The organism is Paenibacillus sp. JNUCC-31, from assembly GCF_014844075.1.
In the GTDB taxonomy this organism is placed as follows: domain Bacteria; phylum Bacillota; class Bacilli; order Paenibacillales; family Paenibacillaceae; genus Paenibacillus.
Genome location: NZ_CP062165.1, coordinates 3,277,767 through 3,300,961 on the forward strand (window position 1 = coordinate 3,277,767; position 23,195 = coordinate 3,300,961).

General features: G+C 45.5%; 21 protein-coding genes. 4 read left to right on the plus strand and 17 right to left on the minus strand.

Going from position 1 to position 23,195, the window contains the following annotated elements; all coding sequences use genetic code 11:
* Positions 1-77: 77 nt before the first annotated feature.
* The 5 genes from JNUCC31_RS14090 to JNUCC31_RS14110 form a co-directional block, all read right to left on the minus strand.
* Positions 78-1,583, minus strand: a complete 1,506-nt coding sequence (locus JNUCC31_RS14090) for a malate:quinone oxidoreductase (protein ID WP_192272021.1) — start codon at positions 1,581-1,583, stop codon at positions 78-80.
* Between the two features lie 327 nt (positions 1,584-1,910).
* Complete coding sequence (locus JNUCC31_RS14095; protein ID WP_192272023.1) at positions 1,911-2,450, minus strand: hypothetical protein; 540 nt, start codon at positions 2,448-2,450, stop codon at positions 1,911-1,913.
* Between the two features lie 110 nt (positions 2,451-2,560).
* Positions 2,561-2,965: an Imm7 family immunity protein gene (locus JNUCC31_RS14100; RefSeq protein WP_192272025.1), complete on the minus strand. Its 405-nt coding sequence runs from the start codon at positions 2,963-2,965 to the stop codon at positions 2,561-2,563.
* 118 nt (positions 2,966-3,083) lie between these two features.
* Complete coding sequence (locus JNUCC31_RS14105) at positions 3,084-3,488, minus strand: hypothetical protein (protein WP_192272026.1); 405 nt, start codon at positions 3,486-3,488, stop codon at positions 3,084-3,086.
* Entirely contained in the window at positions 3,485-4,240 is a 756-nt protein-coding gene (locus tag JNUCC31_RS14110; RefSeq protein ID WP_192272028.1) for a DNA-binding protein, read from the minus strand. The genes JNUCC31_RS14105 and JNUCC31_RS14110 overlap by 4 nt, the downstream gene beginning before the upstream one ends.
* Before the next feature lie 165 nt (positions 4,241-4,405).
* Here JNUCC31_RS14110 and JNUCC31_RS14115 point away from each other — a divergent pair, with 165 nt between their 5' ends.
* Positions 4,406-4,753, plus strand: coding sequence for a helix-turn-helix domain-containing protein (locus JNUCC31_RS14115; protein ID WP_192272030.1), 348 nt, complete (start codon positions 4,406-4,408; stop codon positions 4,751-4,753).
* Positions 4,754-4,817: 64 nt separating this feature from the next.
* Here the strand turns inward: JNUCC31_RS14115 and JNUCC31_RS14120 are convergent, their stop codons facing one another.
* The 5 genes from JNUCC31_RS14120 to JNUCC31_RS14140 all read right to left on the minus strand — a co-directional run bounded on the left by JNUCC31_RS14120 (position 4,818) and on the right by JNUCC31_RS14140 (position 11,821).
* Complete coding sequence (locus JNUCC31_RS14120) at positions 4,818-6,512, minus strand: histidine kinase N-terminal 7TM domain-containing diguanylate cyclase (protein WP_192272031.1); 1,695 nt, start codon at positions 6,510-6,512, stop codon at positions 4,818-4,820.
* A gap of 335 nt (positions 6,513-6,847) precedes the next feature.
* Positions 6,848-7,618, minus strand: a complete 771-nt coding sequence (locus JNUCC31_RS14125) for an AAC(3) family N-acetyltransferase (RefSeq protein ID WP_192272032.1) — start codon at positions 7,616-7,618, stop codon at positions 6,848-6,850.
* A gap of 193 nt (positions 7,619-7,811) precedes the next feature.
* Positions 7,812-9,236 carry an L-arabinose isomerase gene (araA, locus tag JNUCC31_RS14130; RefSeq protein WP_192272033.1) on the minus strand — a complete coding sequence of 475 codons (1,425 nt, stop codon included), beginning with the start codon at positions 9,234-9,236 and terminating at the stop codon, positions 7,812-7,814.
* 269 nt (positions 9,237-9,505) lie between these two features.
* Positions 9,506-10,201 (minus strand): L-ribulose-5-phosphate 4-epimerase, encoded by a 696-nt coding sequence (locus JNUCC31_RS14135; protein WP_192272034.1) that lies wholly within the window; start codon positions 10,199-10,201, stop codon positions 9,506-9,508.
* Positions 10,202-10,204: 3 nt separating this feature from the next.
* A complete protein-coding gene (locus JNUCC31_RS14140) occupies positions 10,205-11,821 on the minus strand; it encodes a xylulokinase (protein ID WP_192272035.1) in 1,617 nt (538 codons plus the stop codon).
* Between the two features lie 395 nt (positions 11,822-12,216).
* Here JNUCC31_RS14140 and JNUCC31_RS14145 point away from each other — a divergent pair, with 395 nt between their 5' ends.
* Positions 12,217-13,308 (plus strand): GntR family transcriptional regulator, encoded by a 1,092-nt coding sequence (locus JNUCC31_RS14145; protein WP_192272036.1) that lies wholly within the window; start codon positions 12,217-12,219, stop codon positions 13,306-13,308.
* 145 nt (positions 13,309-13,453) lie between these two features.
* On the opposite strand, the gene JNUCC31_RS14150 is transcribed toward JNUCC31_RS14145, so the two are convergent.
* From JNUCC31_RS14150 to JNUCC31_RS14165, 4 genes are all read right to left on the minus strand, one after another.
* On the minus strand, positions 13,454-14,098 hold the full coding sequence (locus JNUCC31_RS14150; protein WP_192272037.1) for a nitroreductase family protein: 645 nt from the start codon (positions 14,096-14,098) through the stop codon (positions 13,454-13,456).
* 112 nt (positions 14,099-14,210) lie between these two features.
* Positions 14,211-14,660, minus strand: a complete 450-nt coding sequence (locus JNUCC31_RS14155; protein ID WP_192272039.1) for an RrF2 family transcriptional regulator — start codon at positions 14,658-14,660, stop codon at positions 14,211-14,213.
* 186 nt (positions 14,661-14,846) lie between these two features.
* Positions 14,847-15,599: a leucine-rich repeat domain-containing protein gene (locus JNUCC31_RS14160; protein WP_192272040.1), complete on the minus strand. Its 753-nt coding sequence runs from the start codon at positions 15,597-15,599 to the stop codon at positions 14,847-14,849.
* A 265-nt stretch (positions 15,600-15,864) separates the two neighbouring features.
* Complete coding sequence (locus JNUCC31_RS14165) at positions 15,865-16,164, minus strand: uroporphyrinogen decarboxylase/cobalamine-independent methonine synthase family protein (protein WP_192272041.1); 300 nt, start codon at positions 16,162-16,164, stop codon at positions 15,865-15,867.
* Between the two features lie 126 nt (positions 16,165-16,290).
* On the opposite strand from JNUCC31_RS14165, the gene JNUCC31_RS14170 reads away from it, so the two are divergent.
* Entirely contained in the window at positions 16,291-16,674 is a 384-nt protein-coding gene (locus JNUCC31_RS14170) for a MerR family transcriptional regulator (protein WP_192272042.1), read from the plus strand.
* Positions 16,675-16,690: 16 nt separating this feature from the next.
* Entirely contained in the window at positions 16,691-17,452 is a 762-nt protein-coding gene (locus JNUCC31_RS14175; RefSeq protein ID WP_192272043.1) for an SDR family oxidoreductase, read from the plus strand.
* Positions 17,453-17,787: 335 nt separating this feature from the next.
* Here the strand turns inward: JNUCC31_RS14175 and JNUCC31_RS14180 are convergent, their stop codons facing one another.
* The 3 genes from JNUCC31_RS14180 to JNUCC31_RS14190 form a co-directional block, all read right to left on the minus strand.
* The gene (locus JNUCC31_RS14180; RefSeq protein WP_192272044.1) at positions 17,788-20,925 is read right to left on the minus strand and encodes an S-layer homology domain-containing protein; all 3,138 of its coding nucleotides are present in this window, start codon (positions 20,923-20,925) and stop codon (positions 17,788-17,790) included.
* 255 nt (positions 20,926-21,180) lie between these two features.
* Positions 21,181-21,987 (minus strand): acetolactate decarboxylase, encoded by an 807-nt coding sequence (gene budA / locus JNUCC31_RS14185; RefSeq protein WP_192272045.1) that lies wholly within the window; start codon positions 21,985-21,987, stop codon positions 21,181-21,183.
* Positions 21,988-22,403: 416 nt separating this feature from the next.
* Positions 22,404-23,180 (minus strand): class B sortase, encoded by a 777-nt coding sequence (locus JNUCC31_RS14190; protein ID WP_192272046.1) that lies wholly within the window; start codon positions 23,178-23,180, stop codon positions 22,404-22,406.
* Positions 23,181-23,195 lie beyond the last annotated feature (15 nt).

Genomic DNA, 23,195 nt, shown 5'->3' on the forward strand with positions numbered 1-23,195 from the left:
GCCAAAGAGCTAAGCACGGTCTTTATACCGGCTTAGCTCTTTATTACACCCATTATAGAAAAGGTAACCTACGGTCGTTACATCCGAACGACTGATTTCTCAGCCGTCAGCCCAAGCACCCGAGCGGTTGAAGCATGTACCTGGTTCAGTAAACTAAGATTTTCAACCAGTGATTCGCCATAGGAAGGAACCATTTCCTTGATCTTTGGCTCCCACGCGTCCATATGCTGCGGGAAGCACTTCTGGAGGATCTCCAGCATCACATGAACAGCGGTTGAAGCCCCCGGTGAAGCACCGAGTAATGCCGCAATCGAGCCATCCGCTGCAGTCACTACCTCCGTACCGAATTGGAGCGTTCCTTTGCCACCTTGAGCTGTGTCTTTGATCACCTGCACGCGCTGTCCCGCCAGAACCATATCCCAATCCTCGCTCTTGGCATCTGGGACAAAGTCGCGCAGTTCTGCCATACGTTGTTCCTTGGATAACATCAGCTGTTGGATCAAGTATTTGGTTAGTGAAATTTCTTTGACACCAGCGGCGAGCATCGTAAGCAGGTTGTGCAGCTTCACGGACGTAATCAGATCGGCATTGGAGCCTGTCTTTAAGAATTTTGGCGAGAACCCGGCAAACGGTCCGAATAACAGCGATTTCTGGTTCTCGATAAATCGGGTATCCAGATGCGGAACAGACATCGGCGGAGCACCCACCGAAGCTTTTCCATATACTTTGGCATGATGCTGTTCCACGACTTTCGGATTTTTGCACACCATAAAGATGCCGCTAACCGGGAAACCGCCAATATGTTTACCTTCGGGAATGCCGGATTTTTGCAGCAAGTGCAAGCTTCCGCCACCCGCACCGATAAAGACGAATTGCGCGGTGTGCCGTTCGACGGTTCCGCTTTTCAGATTTTTAACGGCTAATTCCCATGATCCATTGCTTGTGCGTTTCATATTCTTCACGCTATGTTGGTAGTGGATATCCACGTTTTGGCTCTTTAAGTGTTCCATTAGCATACGCGTTAAAGCACCAAAGTTAACGTCCGTACCGGAGTCAATTTTGGTGGCTGCAATCGGTTCATTGCCCGTGCGGTTTTTCATCATCAGCGGAATCCATTCCGCCAGTTTTTTCTTATTATCCGAGAATTCCATGCCTACGAACAACGGATGTTTCGCTAACGCTTCAAAACGTCTTTTAAGAAACAGAACATTCTGCTCTCCATGTACATAACTCAAATGAGGAAGCGGCATAATGAAGTCCCGCGGATTACGAATCAGATTGCTTTTGACAAGATAGGACCAAAACTGCCTTGAGATTTGAAAATGCTCATTCACCTTAATGGCTTTGCTAATATCTACGGATCCGTCTGGTCGTTCAACGGTATAGTTAAGTTCGCACAATGCTGAATGCCCGGTTCCGGCATTATTCCATTCGTTGGAGCTTTCCTCCCCCGCACTGGCGAGCTTCTCAAAAATCTTAATATTCCAGTCTGGTGCCAATTGTTTAAGCAAAGTTCCCAAAGTTGCACTCATAATTCCGGCACCAATCAAGATAACATCTGTACTCGTTTGTCCCTGGCTCATGTCTACCGTCCTTATATCCTATATTTGCCAAAAGGATGTAAGCGTTATCGATTTGGCATTGCAGCAAGCCCCATTCTTGAACAGGCCCGCCCCTTCTCTGAATGAATATAACCTTGATCTAGTGTATCAATAATATGGGTTAATTTAAATATGAAATTTGAAGATATTTGCTATTCCATCAGTATACGCTAGTTTATGTCAGATAGATAACCCGGTTATAGGGCTGAAAGATTAATTTGTTCAATAAAAAGAGACATTTCTGGCTGCGAGGCCTGAATTGTCTCTGAAAGGTGAGAGAAATTGATGTTTGCACACCATAATAGTATTTTAATGAGACTCCAGTTCCCGCAAACTGTTCTCTAGTATTTGAATGTTTTTACTCTCCATTATTTTAAAATTCAGTACAGCAACAAAATTTATAAATTCTCGTGCATTACTCACGATTTCCTTAGTAAAAGAAGCCATGTTAACATTAGCGCCTTTCCAAGTTGAATATCTAAATTCCTTAAACGGTTCAATAATAAACAGATTCAAAATGACTTCTCGATCAATATCTTCAATTAAACTGACTTCTAATTCCTTTTCCTGCGTTTTAAACTCAAGCCACAAATTAGTGCTATCTGGAATTCGATATGCAACATAATTATGGACTTTAACCATTTTGGCAATGGTTATTAAGTCAATAAACCATCTAATAAGTCTTTCATTACCAAATGGACAATCTTCGAAGAACATGCCGTACTTATTACCGTTAAAATCCAATTCAATAATTCCCTCTATATCTTGTTTCGTCTGATCAAATTGCTCCGCGGACAATTGTTTAATTTCATCAAAGTTATCAATTGCTTTAAAAGAAATAGTGAACATATTCAAGTGCCCCTAATCAAATAAATTACCAATAAAAAGTTGATTAATAGCTAGAACTTGTTTTCATACTGGGTGTGTGACGAGAACGCTCTAACGGTTTAGACTTATCTCTACCCTTTGTAGTCATCCTCTATTTTGGGTATAAATGGTGAGAGGAAAGGATCATGATGCTCCTTAATCTCCCCCCGAATTAACGAATACACCTTAAATTGATTGGAAAATTCCAAATCATCGCTATCTCTTACATAAAGAACACCATAAGAACCAGGAGCTATTTCCCCAACCTTTTTCATCACTTCGGTTGGATCATACTTTAATACAGGCTTGTGATTATTGAGACCCGCTATCCAAAGTTGAAAATCACCATTTACTGCTCTTAAGTCCAAAACGCCTGAAGGCCACTCTAACTCTTGCACATATTCTTTAAGCTGTTGAATAACCAATTCATATTGATCCTCATCTTCTTCAAACGAAGCACTCTCTCTAATTGTTGCCCATCCATGATACTCGTACATATTCTGTTCATCCTCTCATAATTAAAGGGCATCACAAATAGTCTGAGCCTCTCATTTAAGAAGTTCAGACTACCCAGATAAGTAAATGTTCTAGAAGAAAATTCGCTTCATAAACCTTTTAATCGTAAACTATATATACATTACTTCCATTCGATTTGGCTGCTTCTAGAAACATTGATATCTGTTGTGCGACTTCCGGCAGATCAGGGACGATATTCTCTGAATTCTCTATTTGCTCACTACTTAATTTATCCATATCAAAGGATTTAAATAAACGAATAGCAGCATCAAGATTCTGTATTTCCCATGGACTTTCTTCATACCAACCTTCATGAGCATAGTACTCATATAAGATACCTTCATTAGAAGGCTCGTACTGACACATAACATCTAATAATGTCTCAAAATATCCATTCCACATTTTCAGAATATTCTTTTCGGTAGGGTTTTCAAAAAGAATTATTATCTCCGGTTGCCCTTCAAATCCAACATAAAGAGAATCATTAACTACTTCTTCTTTCATCTTGTTACTCCTTCCAATGTCCTTGATCTAAAATCCTGACTTGTTCCGGCGTGGCAGTACCTGATCAAGCTGCCCTTCAGGCGTATGAGAAGGATCAAGGCCATCTGGATATAAATCGCATGCAAGGTGTGAAGGTTGAACCACCTGGGGAGGATATATTCCATATCACGGTTGTTTGAAGAATCCATTTCTCTGCCAATACCCTGAACCCGACTCGCAAACATATGTAAAACTCGATCAATCTGCCAACGATACCGGACTGCCGCCTCAATGATCGTTCTCAGACCTGCTATACATTCCTCTGGATGCTCTAGCAGAAAATTCACATACGCCTCCAGCAACTCTGCATTCCCCGCATCAATCTCCAGCGCATACCGATTCACCTGGGCTCGATGTCTAAACTCCTGCACTACCTGCGTTCCCGCCTCATCCAGCTCTTCCATCCCCCCCAGCTCTGCATACTGATCGATGCACGCCCGCGCCTGATCCACCTGTCCCATCTTTTGGTGAGCCATGCCCCGCATCTGGAGACTGAACCCGTGATAATAGATCAACGGACGTTCGGTATGGATAAAGGGTAAAGGCAATCTCTTTGCCTGATACTCCTGTCGCTCTTCATGGATGCACTGCACACACTGATACAACATGTCCGCCCTCTCCATCACTTTGCTCCAATTTTCAAAAGCCACAGCCATGTCCAACATTTCAACAATGATGTCCGGTTTGAGTGATTTAAGAATAGATTTCCGCAAAAGGAAGCCCCCCTTATTTATCCATTTTTTAATAATTGTATAGTTGAATCAAAAGAAGGTCAATATAAATTGTACTCATAAGTACTTTTAAACCCAAAATCACTTTGCATATATTGGTCTGTAACGATTCCTCAACCTCTTCTAACCTTAAGTGGAGGTGATCACATGAATTTACCAGAAAGTGTAGGAAATCGGATAAGGGAGTTAAGAAAGGCAAAAGGCTGGACTCAAGAACAATTAGCAGAAGCAGCAGGTCTTCATTACAGTTACATTGGTGGAGTTGAACGGGGAGATCGAAATATTTCTCTGGAGACTTTAGAAAAAATAATAAATGGTTTTCAGGTTCCTGCCGAAGAAATCTTCAAATTCAAGGAAGAATCCGAGTACAAAAGAGCATTGGATGAACATATAGTATTAATAAGTGGTAAAAGTTCAGATGAAATTGCATCATTAACGAAAATTAATAAAGAGATTCTTAATACTATAGAAAAACTACAAAAAAGTGCTGATTAAACACATCAGCATCAAAATTAAAAAGAGTGGAGTACACCTCTCACTCTTTCTTAATTTCATCAATTTACAAAACAACTCCCTCAAACTCCGCAAACTCAATCCGATTACGCCCGTTCTGCTTCGCCTGATACAACGCCTTGTCTACCGCAGCGAACAGCTGAATCAGATACCCCTCCGGATTGTCCGGTACATGCTCGTACTCAAAATCCTCAATAGATAGAATTCCTATACTAATCGTAATGGACACCTGTTCGATCTCGTGATCCACCACAATCAGGTTCGACTCCACCGATAATCTCACGCGTTCCGCTAATTGTTCGGCTAAATTGCGCTCGGTATGCGGGAGGTAGATCATGAATTCTTCCCCTCCATATCGGGTCAGAATATCGGTACTCCGAATGGATTGTTTGACGGCCTGAGCCGTGCGATGCAGCACTTCATCCCCGATGACATGTCCATAGCGATCATTGATCGCTTTGAAGTAATCAATATCCAGCAGTATGAGTGAAAATGGCGTTTTATATTGAATGTTGGTGATGACCTCATGATTCAGGTGTTGGGTCAGGTATCGGCGGTTGTAGCAGTCGGTCAGACTGTCCGTTAGGGCGAGTTCTTCCAGCTTACGATTGGCGTCGGACAACTCCAGGCGAATGCGATCCAGGGCTTGATTACGCTCCTGGAGCGTTTCATTCTGCCGATTCATTTCTTTTACATAGAAGCGCTCTTGAGAGACATCCTGAAACGTAAGGATATGACCGATGGGTTTACGATAAGAACCCACAATCGGAGACGATTGAAGGATATAATGACGGATGTCATCCCGCTCCACGATCACTTCAATTTGAGATAAGATATTCTCTTTTTGTTTATACTCATTCAGAAACTTCTGGCGGCTGCCCTCTACACGAACAGACCCCAGAAATGCTTCCATATCAAAAGAATCCCCCACATGCAGATCCATGAAGGATCTGGAGGCTTTGTTCAATTCAATAATCATCTCATTCTCATCCAATACAATAATGCCGTAAGGAATGGTATTGATCACATCCTCGTGCGCAATGGAAACCAGATCGAAGACATTGTATCTTTTAATAACATAGACGAAGAAAAGATCGGACAGAAAAATCCCCAGTGAAGTCATTCCGGGAATGATGAACGGTAAATACGCTCTAAGAACCACATTAAGCAGAGCATCAATTGTCGCAAAAACAGCCAGCACGAATATGCCCCATAGTGTAACTTTCACCTGATTCTTAATCATGGAGGACGTTCGAGAAGAATATAGTGCCCGGAACAGAATGAAGAGGGATGTTACAAAATAGCTCACAAGAATAACCATGACAACCCAGAACCAGGGTCCGTATGCCCGCTCCACATAACCGCCCTCCAGCGGTGTTACAAACCAGCTCCACGGGTTCAGGATCACGCCAACGGCTCCAATAATCGCGGGGATGAACAGCAGGAGGGATCTTTTTATGCCTAATCGCTCCGCCTCACCCGTAATGAAGAGCGTAAGCAGAAGCCAACCACTCCCTAGCAAAGAGACTGCGACAAAGGACAAGGTTACATAAAACAACTGTAATCCCGGATCATCCGTCAACGTACTCGCAAATTGACAGAATGGCCAGAGCATCATCAAACCATGAAACAGAAAATAAACCTTATGTAAGTTCGTAACTCTAACTGTTGCAAAAACATATACGTATACACCAAACAATAGGACGAATAGAACAAGATCATACCATACTAATGGGCTCACGAATCTTCTCCTTTTTGCATGCGACAACTATAATGTCAATGGATTAGCATACTTCTTAATTGTTAAATGAACCTTCAAAAAAACGTTTAAAAGGTATCTCTACATTACTGCTATTGGTTAAATTAACCACATCTTATCACACTGCTAATGGGGTGAGTAGCCCATACAATGGCAATCCCACCAACCTCTGATTGAATTTTGCGTTATTTTTGCGTTTTTGTGAATGAATTTGAATGTTTGGGATGCAAACCAGGAGGAAAGAAGTCCTTGTTAGCTGCCGTAAGAGCGAAGAAGGTAAAGTATGAAGAGCCCTCCGTCACCGGACGGCCCTCTCCTTATTCGTGTACAGTAGCCAAAGGCAAATTGTCTGAAAATAAATCCGGATTATCTTGGAGCATGTCCGTAATCACTTCCGTCAACATGGCCGCATCACACACTCTGACGAGTGCATCGCCAAGCTGTCCCTTACGCATCGCGCCTTTACGTTCAAGGACATCATCCACTTTCCAAAAGTGCTCCGACCACGACAACCCACAATGTCTGCGCGAAGGCACCGAAATTTCGGTTCCATCGGGTAAAACTGTGCGTAACATCTCAGGCTCATCCGTTAATCTGCCCGGGATATCCACCCATTCTTCAATACCATGGATAAACGTGTTCCTTTTCAGATCAACGCCGACCAACAGGATGGTTGCCTTCCGATCAAGCAGCTTCCCCCAGGCCGATCCTCTCGCACATGGTGTATCAAAAAGATGATCGTCCTTCGTAAATTCTTCGGCATCCCGTCCCAGAGCAGCTACCGAATGCGTAGGATGCCAAGAACGCACGACCTCAGGTCGTTTGCGAAACAGCTCAGGCAGAATACCGACACAGCACGGTGAGGATTCCACGTGGAACATCGGATTGTCCGCATTAATCGTGGACCATGTATGGGTTGGCAACACCAGCAGTCCGTCCTTCATATACTCGGCGAGCGCATCCAACACCGTATCCGCGCCACCTTCGACTTCGCCCATACTTTTCATGGAGGAGTGCATGAGCAGCGTTCCTTGGCCGTCGATGCCCAGCTGGCGCAGTTGGTGGAGCAAACTTTCTTGAGTATGCATGATTAATGGATAACCTCCTTTGGGCTATTATAGCAAAATAGAACGTAGTGGACGGTACGAAACGTTATCCTTGCCTTAGGTGGAGCACAAAGTCCCTTTCAAGCCGCACATCATGCCCCTCACGGCAAGACAAAGGGCCGGGGAACCCCCCGGCCGTAAGGAAAGAATTTGTATGAGTCCATAAAAGTCAAAACTATTTAATCACAACGTACTCCAGGTTCACCAGCTTCGCATAGGTCACGATCTGATCTGTCGTCAGGTTCAAAGATACTACAGTATGGTGACCGCCGCCATTCTCAATCCAGGCTCTAACCCCGTCCTGGAAGTTGGGCTTCACGTTCCATAGTACACGTGCTACCGGCAGGTTAGGCGCTGGAACCGTCGGTTCGAATGCGGATACTTCGTTGATCAACAGTTTGTAATGTGTACCGAAGTCTGCCATGGATACCACGACACCTTCTCCTGCTTTGCCGTCGAATACGAGACGTGCCGGATCTTCACGATCGCCAATACCCAGTGGAGACACGATGATTTTCGGTTTATTGCTGGCGAGTGTCGGGTCCACTTCAAGCATGTGAGATTGAAGGATCGCTTCTTGGCCAGCCGCCATTTCGTACGTGTAATCTTCCATGAAGCCCGTGTTCTCGTTATGGGCCATGACTTTAAGCAGGCGGTCGAGTGCAGCCGTTTTCCAATCACCTTCCCCTGCAAAACCGTATCCTTGAGCCATCAGGCGTTGCACAGCGAGACCCGGTAGCTGCTTCATGCCATGCAGATCTTCGAAGTTGGTAGTGAAGGCACTGTATCCACCCTCGTCCAGGAAACGTTTGATCGCAATTTCATAACTTGCTTGCACACGTACGCTAGCTTCCCAAGCTTCCTTGCTGTTTGTGCCATAATCGAATTCATACAACTCCGCATACTGGGCGATCAGATCATCGATTTCTTGCTCCGTCACGGCATTCACGTATTGCACGAGGTCGCCAATACCGAAATAATCGACTGTCCATCCGAATTGGATCTGGGCTTCCACTTTATCCCCTTCGGTTACGCCCACGTTGCGCATGTTGTCACCAAAACGAGCGACTTTGATGTTGAAGCTTTCGTTGTAGGCTACAGCTACGTCCATCCAATCTGCAACCTGCTGCTGCACTTCTGCACGCTCCCAGTAGCCAACAACGATTTTATTTTGTTTTCTCAGGCGGGCGTTGATGAAGCCATATTCACGGTCACCGTGAGCCGCTTGATTCAGGTTCATGAAGTCCATATCGATCGTCGCCCAAGGAATGCTTTCATTGAATTGAGTCGCAAGATGAAGCAACGGTTTTTGCAGCAATTTCGTGCCCCGAATCCACATCTTTGCAGGTGAGAACGTGTGCATCCAGGTAATCACACCCGCTACTTCGTCGCGGTAGTTCACTTCCTTCATGATGCTCGTAATTTTATCCGCGCTTACCGCCAAATCCTGCAATACGAGCGGGTATGGCAGAACGCCGCTTGCATTGAGGGCATCCGTAATTTTCTGTGCATTGGCTTTAACCTCACCCAGTGCTTCTTCCCCGTACAGATGCTGTGAACCTACGACGAACCAAAACTGTTTAGCTGCTGTTGCTGACATAAAATCATCCTCTTTTCATTTTTATAGTTGAACAAATGGGTTTACACTAGCCACTCCGATTGCAGTACCATCTTCCGATCGCTGGTTATCCCCGAATTTCTTTGATCAATTTTTATAAGGCTGATATTCGGGGATAAAGGCGAGCGCTACGCTTCTACAGATTGGTTCTGCACTCTCCGTTATCGTGTAAAAAGTATAGTTGAACAAATCATTCCCACACTTAACCACTTGGAAGCCAGAACATGCTTCCAGTCACTGTTATAACCAAATTACTTCTGTCCGTAGTACGCGTCTTTCCCGTGTTTCCGCAAATAGTGTTTATCCAAAATGCCTTGCGGCAGTTCTTTTGCAAAGTTGTTCAGTTGCCGCGCATACAGGTTCATCTTGCACACTTCCTCCAGCACGACACTGTTCACGACTGCCGATTTGGCATCTTTGCCCCACGTGAACGGTGCATGACCATGGAGCAGGACTGCCGGAATCGCCATCACATCGAGTCCACGCTGCTCAAATGTCTCAATAATAACGCGGCCCGTCTCCGCTTCGTATCCGCGATCAATCTCACCCTGATTCAAGAAACGGGCACAAGGTACGGCTCCATAGAATGTATCTGCATGCGTCGTTCCCATCACGGGTACGTCCAGGCCAGCTTGCGCCCAGATGGTCGCCCAAGTGGAATGAGTGTGCACGATACCCCCAATTTCCGGGTAATGTTTGTATAGTACCGCGTGAGTCGCAGTATCCGAGGAAGGTCTCATTTCGCCCTCGACCACATTGCCGTCCAGATCAACTACAACCATGTCGCTTGGTCTCATCTTGTCATAGCTGACACCACTCGGTTTGATGACAAACAGACCGCTTTCCCGATCCATTGCGCTGACATTACCCCATGTGAACTTCACAAGTCCGTGCTTCGGCAGCTCCAGATTCGCCTCATAGACCTCTTCTTTCAGTTGTTCTAACATGTGTTAGTCCCTCCCGTTCTCTACCAGATGATCTACCGCCGCCTGCTCAATCGCGAGGCCCTTCCGATAACGTTCGATAAATGCTTCAAATCCTTTGACGTCCGATGCATCCGGTGCAACTTCCTCACCCTTCACATCGCCAAAAACCTTCTGCTCCAGAAATACATCCAGGCTCTCCTGCTGATCTTTGTTGATCATGTACGAAGCCAGAAGCGCCATCCCCCATGCGCCGCCTTCACCCGCCGTAGACATAACCGACACCGGCACGTTCATCGCAGCGGCTACAATTCGTTGTCCGACAACAGGGGTCTTGAACAGACCGCCATGAGCCAAAATGCTGTCAATCGCCACATGCTCGTTCTTCGTCAAAATGTCCATGCCGATCTTCAGCGCACCAAAAGCGGTGAACAGATGCGTACGCATGAAGTTTGCCAGGTTGAAGTTGCTTTCCGGTGAACGGACGAACAACGGACGACCTTTCTCCAAGCCTGTAATGTTTTCACCCGAGTAATAACCGTAACTCAGCAAACCGCCACCATCCGGGTCTGCCTCCAACGCCTTATTGAACATCACGCTGAACAATTTGCCGGTATCTACTTCATATCCCATCGCCTCGGAAAATTCACGGAACAATCCAAGCCAGGCGTTAATATCACTGGAGCAGTTGTTGGCATGCACCATGCCTACAGGACTGCCGTCTGGCGTCGTAACCATATCAATCTCGGGATACACTTTGGATAATTCCTTTTCCAAGACAATCATCGCGAACACGGACGTGCCGACGGAGATGTTGCCCGTACGCTTTCTCACGCTATTCGTTGCCACCATGCCCGTTCCGGCATCACCTTCCGGCGGACAGAGCGGAATGCCTGACTGCAAATCATTCGAAGGATCGAGCAGCTTGGCTCCCGCTTCGGTCAACTCACCAGCGTTCTCACCTGCGAGATACACCTTGGGAAGAAGGTCCTCGACCTTCCACGGGTAACCTTTGCCTGCAATCCGTTCATCAAACTGTTGGATCATGGTCGGGTGATAGTTATGCGTTGACTCGTCGATTGGAAAAATGCCCGAAGCGTCGCCGATACCGATGGCTTTGTTACCCGTCAGCAGCAAATGTATGTAACCAGCCAATGTCGTCAGATGATCAATGCGAGGCACATGAGCCTCTTCGTTCAAAATCGCTTGGTACAAGTGGGCGATACTCCAGCGTTCCGGGATATTGAACTGCAGAAGGTCCGTCAGTTCCCTTGCAGCCGCGCCAGTGGTTGCGTTACGCCATGTCCGAAACGGGACCAGCAGCTCTCCAGCGTTATCCAATGCGATATATCCATGCATCATGGCCGAGAAGCCGATCGAACCAACGGTTTGCAGCGTGATGCCGTATTTCCGTTCCACATCCTGCTTCATCTCGCGATACGCAGTCTGCATACCTGTGATGATATCCTCCTGGTTGTACGTCCAATATCCGTCTTTCAGAAGGTTCTCCCATTCATAACTACCTGACGCGATGGTCTCATAACGTTCGTCGATCAATACCGCCTTGATCCGTGTCGATCCAAATTCGATGCCTAGTGAAGTGGCTCCCTTGGTAATCGCTTCTTTCATATCCACATGACTCATGATCACGTAATCCCCTCTCTGATCACAGTAGGTAAAAGTTATAACTATACTGGGCTTATGATGATTAAAATGGATTCATATTTCGGTTCATTGAAAAGAATGCGCTTTCCTTTTCTGACAGCCTTAGTATATTTTTTGTACGTACATTTGTCAATAATATATAATAGTTATACCTACATCGGTTACCATATAACGATTTAAAGATCGAAGTCCTGTGCTCAACAGGCTACATTGTAGAGTACACATTTCTAGTTTGTGACTGAATTTGTACGGTTTATTTCGTAAAAGATGCTGTTACATAGCCATTCGATTCGAATCATGATAAAATATGTACGTACAACTATGGATACGACGATGTTTTATATAGATAAGTAACGATGAAAGAAGTGGACTGCGTGAAGCCAAAGTATCAGGTCATCATTGATGATATTAAAAGCAATATCCTATCGGGAGCCTATAGCGTGGGCGAACAAATCCCTACCGAGTCCGCATTGCAGGACAGCTACAACGTGAGCCGCCAGACGGTTCGCAAGGCCATTTTGGAGCTATCGAACGATGGGTTTTTGAGAAGCGAGAAAGGTTCCGGCACCTATGTAAGCAATCTGTATCGATCCAGAACCGGCGGGAACACGATGAAAAAAACAATCGGCGTCATCACGACGTACATCTCCGATTACATCTTTCCCTCCATCATCCGCGGCATTGAAAGCCGATTAAATGAAGACAATTATTCGCTGCTGTTAGCCAGCACCAATAACGATGTCGCGCAAGAGAAAAAAGCACTGGAGATGATGCTATCCTACGGTGTGGATGGCCTGATCGTCGAACCGACCAAGAGTAATCTGTACAATCCCAACATTGCGTACTACCTTTCTTTTAAGGAACAGGACGTGCCGTTTACGATGATCAATGCCTTTTATGAAGAGCTGGAGGTGCCTTTCTTCTGTCTGGATGACGTGCAGTCCAGCTATCTAGCTACCCGGGAACTGATCGCCAAAGGACATAGCCAGATCGGCATTATCGCGAAAATGGATGATTTACAAGGGAAGTATCGGATGAAGGGATATATCAAAGCGCTGGGCGAAGCCAAGTTGCGGTTTCATCCCGAGCAGGTGCTTTCGTTCGATACGGCATCGAAGCCGGACCTCTCCACCAATTTGGAGGTGTTTCTGGAGGAAAACAGGGATGCGCTGACCTCCCTTGTCTGTTACAACGATGAGGTGGGATTGGAGGTCGTACACGCATGTAGAAAGCTGGGCATTTCCATTCCAGACGAGCTATCCATTATCGGCCAGGACAATTCCTATATCGCCAAGAATGCCAACATCAAACTCACGACGTTAACCCATCCCCAAGAGCAAATGGGCCGCGACGCAGCCGATTGGGTCATCAAGAAACTGCAAGGCAAAAAGGATCTGCCCACCAACACCTATTACCAGCCCGTGCTGATTGAAGGAGAAACGGTGAAAGAAATTGAGTTGGAATAGTATTAGCGCCGAGGTTTGGGTTAATGGGAATTGCGGTGAAAAGGCTGCCGTAATGGCAGCCTAAGATGTTTTGCTTTAGTCATTCTTTTTAGCTAGAACGGGAACTAACTTATAAGGAGTGTCTCCCTCAATGGAGAGGCCTCCGTTATTTTTTGATACCATTCCAGAACGTCAACTCATCAATGGGCAGTCGAGTAGTCGGATGTCCCGGTTGCGAGGCTTTGCCGATGGAAATGAGAATGGTTGGAACATAACGATCGGGAATATCGAACGCTTCAATGAATTTGTTTTTATCGTATCCTGCCATTGGAACGGTGTCATACCCACGCGCCTTGGCGGCAAGCATGAACTGCATCGATAATAGACCACAGTCAAACATGACGCCGTCCTTGATATATTGAGGATCCATGCTTTCCAGCATTCCCTTCATGTTGGTTACCAACGAATCCTTAATTTCCTTAGTCATATAACCTGCTTCTACAGAAGCATCATAAACGGAATCAACCTGTTTGATGTATTCCAAATCCCCCAACACTGCAATAACGGCCGAAGCATCTACCACCTGCTGCTGATTGTTCGCAATGGGAAGTAATTGTTCTTTCAGAGCCTGATCATTAAAGACAATGAATTTCCATGGCTGCATATTCGCACCAGATGGAGCAAGGGCTGCTTCAGTCAGAATATCCTTCAATTCCTGCTCTGAAATGCTGAATGCAGGATCGTAATGCCGTACAGAACGTCTTTCCTTTACCACTTCCATAAAGCTTTGCTCTTGTTTTACGCTCTCCATCCCGTTTTGCCTCCCATATTATACTGTGCATTATTTAACACAGTTAAAGATAAAAAAATATACCACTAACTGTGCTAATATAAGCACAGTATATATGTGGATAGGTTTATTGTCAATTCTCCATGATCGGAGTCATCCTGTTGGCCATGTCGGCTATAGTGTACTTCCGCAGAATTTCCAACACGCTATGATTGATTTCCTCTGTTATATCGTTGAACATATCATGCATCTGCAAACCAAAGGAGTGATCGCCTGTAGACTCCAGCATTCCCTCGCACAGCGATGCCTCAGTCTGAAGCGACAGATATATATCGGCCAGTGTCACCGATTCCGGCGGCTGCTTCATGAGATAACCTCCGTCGCGTCCTTCACGAACCTCCAGAATATTTTCCTGAGCGAGTTTCGCCAATATTCGGCGAATCAATGTTGCTTCTGAGCATAAATGATCGGCGATATTGTTACTTGGATAGCGGTTAGGACTATCAGACATGAACACAAGGGCCTGCAATGCCAAGCCGAATGCCTTGCTATTGGAGGGACAGGTATGTTTGGCCTTTTTCATCGTACAGGGCTCCCTTCTTCGTTGCGTCCTGTGTGAATTATAGCAAACCCCCAACTCCCGTTCAACACGGCATGAAGTTTGCAGCCAATAGCTTATACTGCTATACACCAGTAGGGTACACGCCAAAGAACCCCGGTTACTCTAACCGAGGTTTACTTGCCATATGGGAATTCGCGTTATTCCGGTTTATTTCTCATCTTCTTTTTCCAAACTCACAATGACACCTTTCTTCTCCAGGTTTTTCACAACCTGCTGAGCCTGTTCATTCAATGGATTGCCAGCCAACGATACCTCTATTAAATGGGGGATGGTCTCAAGTACTGCAATATCCTGAATGAGGTTATCGTCCACATAAAGATACTCCAATGTCGGATGGTTCTTTAACGGTGTCAAATCCTGAATCTGATTTCCACTTAATATAATCCATTCTAACTTTAATTTCCGAAGAGGCTTTAGATCGGTCACCTGATTGTCGCTGGCAAGCAGACTGGTCAGCTTATGTAAATTTTTCAAAGGTGTCAGACTTTTGATTTTGTTACCACTAATTAATAAACTTTGCAGATTACTTAACCCCGAAAGTGGAGATAAGTCTGCGATCTGATTCCCGTCAACAACTAAAAATTCCAGCTTTTTTAACTTGCTGAGCGGTGTAATATTTTTTATATTATGGCCGGGCAAAATTAAATCCACTAGGTTAACGGCATTTTCAAGCCCCTGCAGGTTGGAAATCATGTTCTTGTTATCCTCGGCATATAACGATTTTAATTTCTTCAGATCGCTCGTCTTGACTTCCTTTTTAGGCGAGATCTTCAATGTTGCCCGAATGACCTTTGCTATAGCCACGTCTTTAATTGCGGGAGCAGCCAACATGGTTGTGGTCGGTAATAATACGAGAACCAAACAGAATACGATCATATTTTTTACGAATTGAGTGGGCATATCGAATCTCCTTTTAATCATCTTGAATGAAGTGTCATCTGTAACAAAACGAAATTTTCATAAATTTCATTTCTGTTGTCGACACCTTCGGCATGTATGTAGCCCTTTTCATTGCTATATTTAAAGGCATCCAAGTGGACGCCCTTATCTATAATAGCATTGTATCTCATTTAACTACCTATAGAATATGAAAATCTGATAATAATCGATCACTACAACATAAATCCACCATTGGCCGACCTTGCGATAAGGCTCAGAACGCTAATTAGCCATTCAGGAAACGAAGTGGTTTGAAATCGCCTGCCCGTTCGGTATCAAACTCCAGATAGTAACCGGAATAGTTATCAATGTTCAGAAGCGTTTGCGCGATCGGCTCATAGCATCCACCAACACCGGCATATGTCGAAATGTAATTGCCACGACACACATGTGTTGTTACAACGGGATCCTCCGACAAGCCGGATACCACTGCCTCGTTCAATTTTGTAAGTTCGCTCGCATAGTCTGCCACATTCACGCCGATCTGCTCAATCTGGCCTCTTTCAACGTACTTGGACGGTTCCATTCCCTTACCCGTAAGCTAATTACATATCCATAAGGACAAATTTTATTACCTTGTTGACTTAAACCATAGTTTAAGTCGTATGCTATTCCTGTCGACAGAGTTAGCACCCATTTGGAGGTCTCCAACATGAAGTATTTTTCTATTAGCGAAGCTTCAGTCCAATTGAATATTCCAGATTCAACATTACGTTATTATGAAAAAAAAGGGCTTCTGCCTTTAATCGAACGGGATGATGCTGGGAGGCGGTTATTTTCAGAAAACCAGATGGCGCTATTGGAAACCCTTGTTTGTTTAAAAAATACGCATATGCCCATTAGTCAAATTAAGCGATATATAGATTGGATCGTAGAAGGCAATCGTACGCTAGAGGCCAGGCTTGAAATGATGCAAAAACACAAGCAGGCGGTGCTGGATGAGATTTCGATCATGCAGGAATCCCTAAAGGGAATAGATTATAAAATCACAAGTTACACCCATCAGATACAGGAAAGAAACCAAAACGAGGACTAAAAGGAGAGACCCTATAATGAAACTTTCAGGGAATACAATACTCATTACGGGAGGAAGCTCTGGAATCGGATTAGCATTTGCCGAGCGCTTCTTAAAAGCCGGAAATACCGTTATTGTTACGGGGAGACGTGCAGATATACTTCAACATGCGAAAGAAACACATCCTGGACTTATTACGTATGTGAATGATCTAAATATGGAGTCCGCGCGTGCAGCACTGTTTGATTGGGTAACCACGAACTATCCGGAAGTAAATGTATTAGTCAACAATGCCGGTATCCAACAACGTTTTAATGTACTCACATCAGATGCAAAGAACGATTGGAATTATTTCAATAAAGAAATTACAACGAACATTGAAGCTCCGTTTCATCTATCCATGCTGTTTGCTCCTTATCTTGCAACCAAAGAAGAGGCGACGATTATTAACGTCACTTCCGGGTTGGCCTTCACGCCGTTTGCCATTGCTCCAATCTATTCAGCAACCAAGGCGGCCCTTCACTCCTTTACAATTAGCCTGAGACACCAGCTTTCGGATACGTCTGTAGAGGTCATTGAAGTTGCTCCTCCTGCAGTAAGTACAGATCTGGGTGGTGCAGGGCTGCATACTCAAGGAGAGCCATTGGATGCCTTCGCAGATGGAATCTTCAAAGGATTGGAAGAAGGTCACCAGGAAATTGGATATGGTACCTCTGTCGCTCGCTTACGCATGTCCCGAGATGAAGTTGACGAGTACGCCTCACAGATGTATAACGCAACGAAAAGTCTGATTGAATAACTCGCATACGAGCCACGTGCTCCTATTGAACAGCTGTATAGTAACATAAAGACCACTCCAAATATAACCTGTACCCTGTGTAAAGGACATTTCTAAAAAAAGACCTACATGGCTTGAAGAAGTTGATCTCTGTACTCTACAGGGGTCAACCTTTTTAAGTTCCATTGGTATCTGTAGTGCGGGATTTCGCGAAATCCCAACCACGCAGATCGAGCACGCCTTGAACCGCATGAGGATGTTCAGGCGTAAGAAAAATCCCGGACCAGAGCCACCGGATGCAGAGAAGTATGGAGAGAAAAAGGAGGGGGCTGTCAGCCCCCTCCTAATCGTGAATACTAGTCGATCAATTTTGTAACTTTCAACAGTCTTTCAACCATAACAGCTGTTTCCGCGCGCGTCATCGCCGCTTTCGGGTTCAACTGCTGTCCACCGGTCCCTTCCAGGATGCCAGCCTTAATCAATTGAGCTGCGGACTCCCGGGCATATCCGGAGACTTTGTCCGTATCGCTGTAAGAAGCCAGAATCTGATTGATTTCCACTTCGCTCAGTGCCTTTTGGGACTGAACGAGATGAAGAGAACGGGCGATCATGGCAATGCCTTGCTCTCTTGTAATCCATTCGCTGCCGTGGAAACCACCGTCTGCAAAGCCTTTGATAATGTCAAATTCGCTGGTTATCGCTACGGCATCGTGGTACCAACTCGACGGAGCTACGTCGCTAAACGACGTGCCGGTTACACCCTGGCGCATTAAGCCAAGTCCGCTTGCCACAATCGTGGCAAATTCCGAACGGTCGATACTGCGATTCGGGGAGAAGGTATTATTGCCTGTGCCTGCAAGCTGCAGTCTGGCTGCAATATTGTTGACACTCGCCTGTGCCCAGTGACTCTTCACATCATCAAAATTTTGCGGATTCCAGATGACTGAGTAGCTGCCCTGGCTGCGCAGGTCGTTGATCAGTGCAAAGTAACGGTTGTTGATTTTCGTTACAACTGTCGGCACATGGAACACGGTACCGTCCGGATTAACAATGACGCCAGTCGTAATTTTGTTCGGATCAATGCCTTCAGGCAATGCGATATAGCGAGGCGCGTAGCCCGTCAGTTGATCCGGTTTAACAGATTGGCCTTTGTAAGAGAAGTTGATCGATAGATCGACCGGGTTAACCAGCAGATCGTAGCCGCCTTTAGTCGCCTGATCCTTTGCTGCGTCTTTCAATGCGTCAGACGATCTCTTGATATCCATATCGACTGCAATTTCGCCAAGCGGCGTGCCGTTCCATTGTTTGGTGATCGAACCCAGATCCAGTTGTTTACTTGGAACCGGATAAATAGCAAGCAGGTTCTCGATGTTCAGCGTAGAGCCGGTATCGGACAACTGCTTCAGTGTTGCTGCGGTCAGACCCACAACCTTGACTTCACCGTCGCCAGGCACACGTACATTCAATTGCTGTCCGTTGCCTTTGGAGAGATAATCCGATAGTTTATCTTGATCAATCTCAACGGTTGTAACGTTGTTTGCCGTTCTGCCCGTAGCAAAGCTGCCCTCTTCATTGTTTACGGTTGTTTTCACGCCTGAAGCCGGAGCAGGCGCTGGTGTTGTTGGTGAAGACGTTGTTGGTGCAGGTGTTGGTGTCTGGCTTCCGGGCGTGCCGGAGTCATCACGAGGGGCACGCGTAACCGTTATGATGTACGTTTGCGTCGTGCCGTCCTGCGCCGTCACAACCACCTTGATCTTGTTGATGCCTACGCTAAGCGGCAGCGATTCGGAAACGACGCCACTCGTCAACGTAATCGGACCTTTTACCAATGCGCCTTCGCTATCGTACACGCTCGCCGTCACTGTAGCATAATCAGAATCATATACTGTAGCCGTTACTGTCGTGTCACTCACACCGTTCGACACGCTTGTCGCATAGTTTGTCATGTCTGTCGAAAACGCCGGGCTTAACGTGCCGCTCGACAGCGTCAAACCGTCCAAATCTGCGTACTTAGTCGCTGTACGAATGGATGTTCCTGTACTGATAGCAGACGCCGGCTGCGTCGCTGTCGCTTTCACACGAGTTACAATCGTATAGTCCGTATCCGGCGTCAATCCGCCGAACGTCGGGCTATCCTGCCACGTCACGCCGCCGTCTATGCTGTATTCCTGACCCGTTACGGCTTGCAACGTAATGCTCGTTGATGTTTTGCTAACTTCTACCGGTGCTGCCGGAGTCACTACTTCGTCCGCTGCAGCTACTGCCCCCGTTGCTGTGCTCGTAACACTACCTGACGCATGCGTACCGTCGGCGGTGACCATCACCGTGATGGCTGTGCCCAAGTCGTCAGCGGTCAACGTGTAGCTTGAATCCGTCCCATTCGTGATGGCGACTCCGTTTCGGTACCATTGGTAAGTCGGCACGTTGTCCGACGTATCAGGCGTGTAAGTGATCCCCGATAAGTCTGCAGTCAACGTCTGACCAACCTGGGCAACACCGCTAATCGCCACGCTGCCTCCCATCGACGGAAGCCCGATTTCTTTTGTGGCAGTGATGTTGGTAATAACACCGGAATTATACTCGACAATAACCCCCGGATCTTTCCATGCGCTGCTGCCGCCGTGTGTATTATTTACGCCTAAGTAGCCTACTTTATTATTACTGGTGTCTAGCAGAAGTGTAAGATGGTCGTAAGCTCCATTAGACACATAATTAGTCGTTGACTCCAGACCTGTTTGCCAACCCGTTGATACATACCTTGTCACGGCACCAATAGAAGTGTTCCAATCAGGTGTGTAAGTTTTAGTGGCGCCTATAAAGGATAAAAAGTTCCAGTTTCCCAAATAGGGGTTTTTAAATTCTTTAAACATACTGGCAATCGCAAACATTTCTCCAGGATTAGCTGGTGCTGGCTCTACAAGATGTCCGTTAATGTTCGTTGCAATCGTCACAGCATCTTTAAAAGTCATGGTGCTCAATCTTTGCACATATACAAAATGGCGTCCATTGTAGGTACGAACCGATGTTTTCCCGTCGGACAATGGTACCCCTGGGGTTACATTTACTGTGACTCTTTGGGTTTTCCCTGCAGCTTGTGTAAATGTCATATCTTGAATAACAGCTTGAATTTCTTCATAAGTAGTTTCACTTGAAAAGTTGAATACTCTATTTGCAGGTGTAGATTGGTCAGTAACAATGCCACTGATTGATATGCCATTAGTCAACTCGGTAATACCACTCGGAGGAGTTACAACAGCAATGGAACCATTATTTACCTCCACGGTAAAGTAACCACCCGCTGCATTCACGACACCCGTGCTTCCAAATGTAGCATTTGATAGCTGATAGGTTGTTTCGGTTACACTAATAGGATCACCAAGATCAAGTGTTGGTGTTGCCGCAGCTTTTACTTCTGACGGATAAAAAGGCAGCATCGTCAATACCATAACGATTGCCAATAGAGCAGATAGCATTCTTCGATTTTTTAATTTCATATATTGTTTACCTGCTAACGAAAGCATATAGAAATTCTATATTTGCAGATTTCTTCTGTATAGCAGGTTCTCCTCTTTTCTTGGGAAATTTGTCTATTACATCTACTCAAGCGCCTCTGCACTCGCTGGAGTACAACGATCGTTCTTATTTTATTCCGCTTTCGTACTCGTCCCCCATATCTCGATACAATCCACTTTCTTTCGACAAATGTGATCATAACAAAAGGAACTTTACAAAATCTCTACATCTACGCCTTATTTGCCTCTTTCAGCTTCTTCGATATCTTCAACAGTCGTTTTCGTGAGATCTGCATTTGCAAAATCTGCCGTGTCAGGAAGCACCAGGTCGAACTCAGACAGCTGTTGGATTTCAACTTTTGCGCTGTCAAACTTCACGTCGAGGATATGACCGCCCTTCGTCTTATCATCCGAAAGAAAATGCATATGGAACCCCGGAACTTGAATGGAGGAAGCATAATTTGGAGTATAGAAACCGATAATGGTACCTCTCACATTATTCTCCTCGAAGACGGTTTGATGCGGGGTAACCTCCGTCAGAGGTGGATAAGGACGCGTCTGCTTCGGGACGGATCTATTTTTAATAGAGTCGAATTTACCATGTATTTTGATTGCATAGAAGTGATTCTTGTTATCGAATTTCGTCTTGAGCTTCTCGGAGAAATCTTGAAAGTCTTTTACGTTAGATAGAGTCACTGTCTTTTCCGCATCGAATTCAGTGGTGACTGCAAAAGGAGTTTTCACATTCCCTTTCAACTCCTTCACTTGACCCTTGCTGTTAACTTGATAGAACTTGTTGTCCAGTTGAATCAATTCGCCGTCGAGACCATTAAGCGTCCCCAGCCCCATACTTCCATGCGTATTGAGTTCTTTCAAGGTCATTTCGCCGTCATACTGACCCTGCATAACTGCATTGATCGTGGAGTATTGGAACAACCTGTCCTGATCGCGGCCGTTGTTCTCTGCAGCCGCATAGGCAACAGTGGAAAACACCAACAATGCTGTGAGGAGATAAACGGATAGTGCAGTGAGCTTCTTCTTCATAAACTACCTCCCAAAAGAAAGAATATATAGTGGAGTGAAAGATTCCCGAGAGAATTCTATCATTAACTATCCAAGTTTAAACTGCTTGATGCGGACATTAGAAATGCTTTATCGAGGTGCTCCCCAAAAGGACACACTATCTTTATCGGGAATTTTCTCCTTAAGTTTAGAGGAATATTTGGACATGATGATTTAGGGTGATTTCTTGCAAAACTTTGTTCTCGGATTGACTCTTATATGGAGAAAAAAGGTTATTTCTTCTTCGCCGGGATCTCGATTACCGTCGTTTTATTCTTCGAGAGGGGCATTGTAAGGACAAGGATATAACCCACAGAGTTTTGGGGGCAAAAAAATCGCGTCCTCCAAGGGGAGAACGCGATATGAAGCAGATTGATTTCGTGTTTCAACCATCCTCATTAACGCTTTCGGGCGATCACTGCTAACCGTCCATTTTCGGTCGAGTACTCGCACGTGGACAATACAATAAGCGTGTCGCCATGTTGGGCTGTTACGCCCGTGCCATACAGCGCGAGCTTTTTGATGTTCTGAACATAAGAATCGAACTCGGCGGGCGTACTTACATTCTCAATCTGGTAGTATTTAAAAACGTCGTCCGTTTTGCGATAAACTTCTGACAGAATAACGGCAACAATCTCATACTCTTCCTTCTCGTAAAGCGTGCTGAACTGGAACGTAGCATGCTCTTTATAAAAGCTTTCGTTCTTGTACTTCATTAAATCTTTAAACATCCAGCCGCTTTTCATGTGGTGTCCATGAATCAGCAAAATGTCCGAACCGCTGGCCCGACTATGCTCGTCCAAAAAGGGGAGGCCGCCTTTGTTTTCCTTTTTATCGAAATCATGATTGAGATAGTACTCCGCATCCTGTGGATTCTGCATGACCGGGTACTCGATTCGGGTGCCGTCAATCTTCAGCCAGCCGGCGATGTCCGAGTTCCTCTCGTAAAGCTCTCGAAATTCGGGAAGCATGACCGGCTCATTCGCCTCATTGAACAAAAGGGAGGGGAATGCATCCCCTCCGCCTTTGTCTGACCCTTCCTCCCAAACCTTTGTCAGTTCTTCGATTTTCTGTTTCTCAGCATAATCCCCCAGAAAGGTTCTTGCTAGATTAACGAGGGAAAATACCAACACAAGGGAGGAAACGGCGATAAGAATTTTTTTGGTTTTGCTCATTTTCTTACCGCCTTT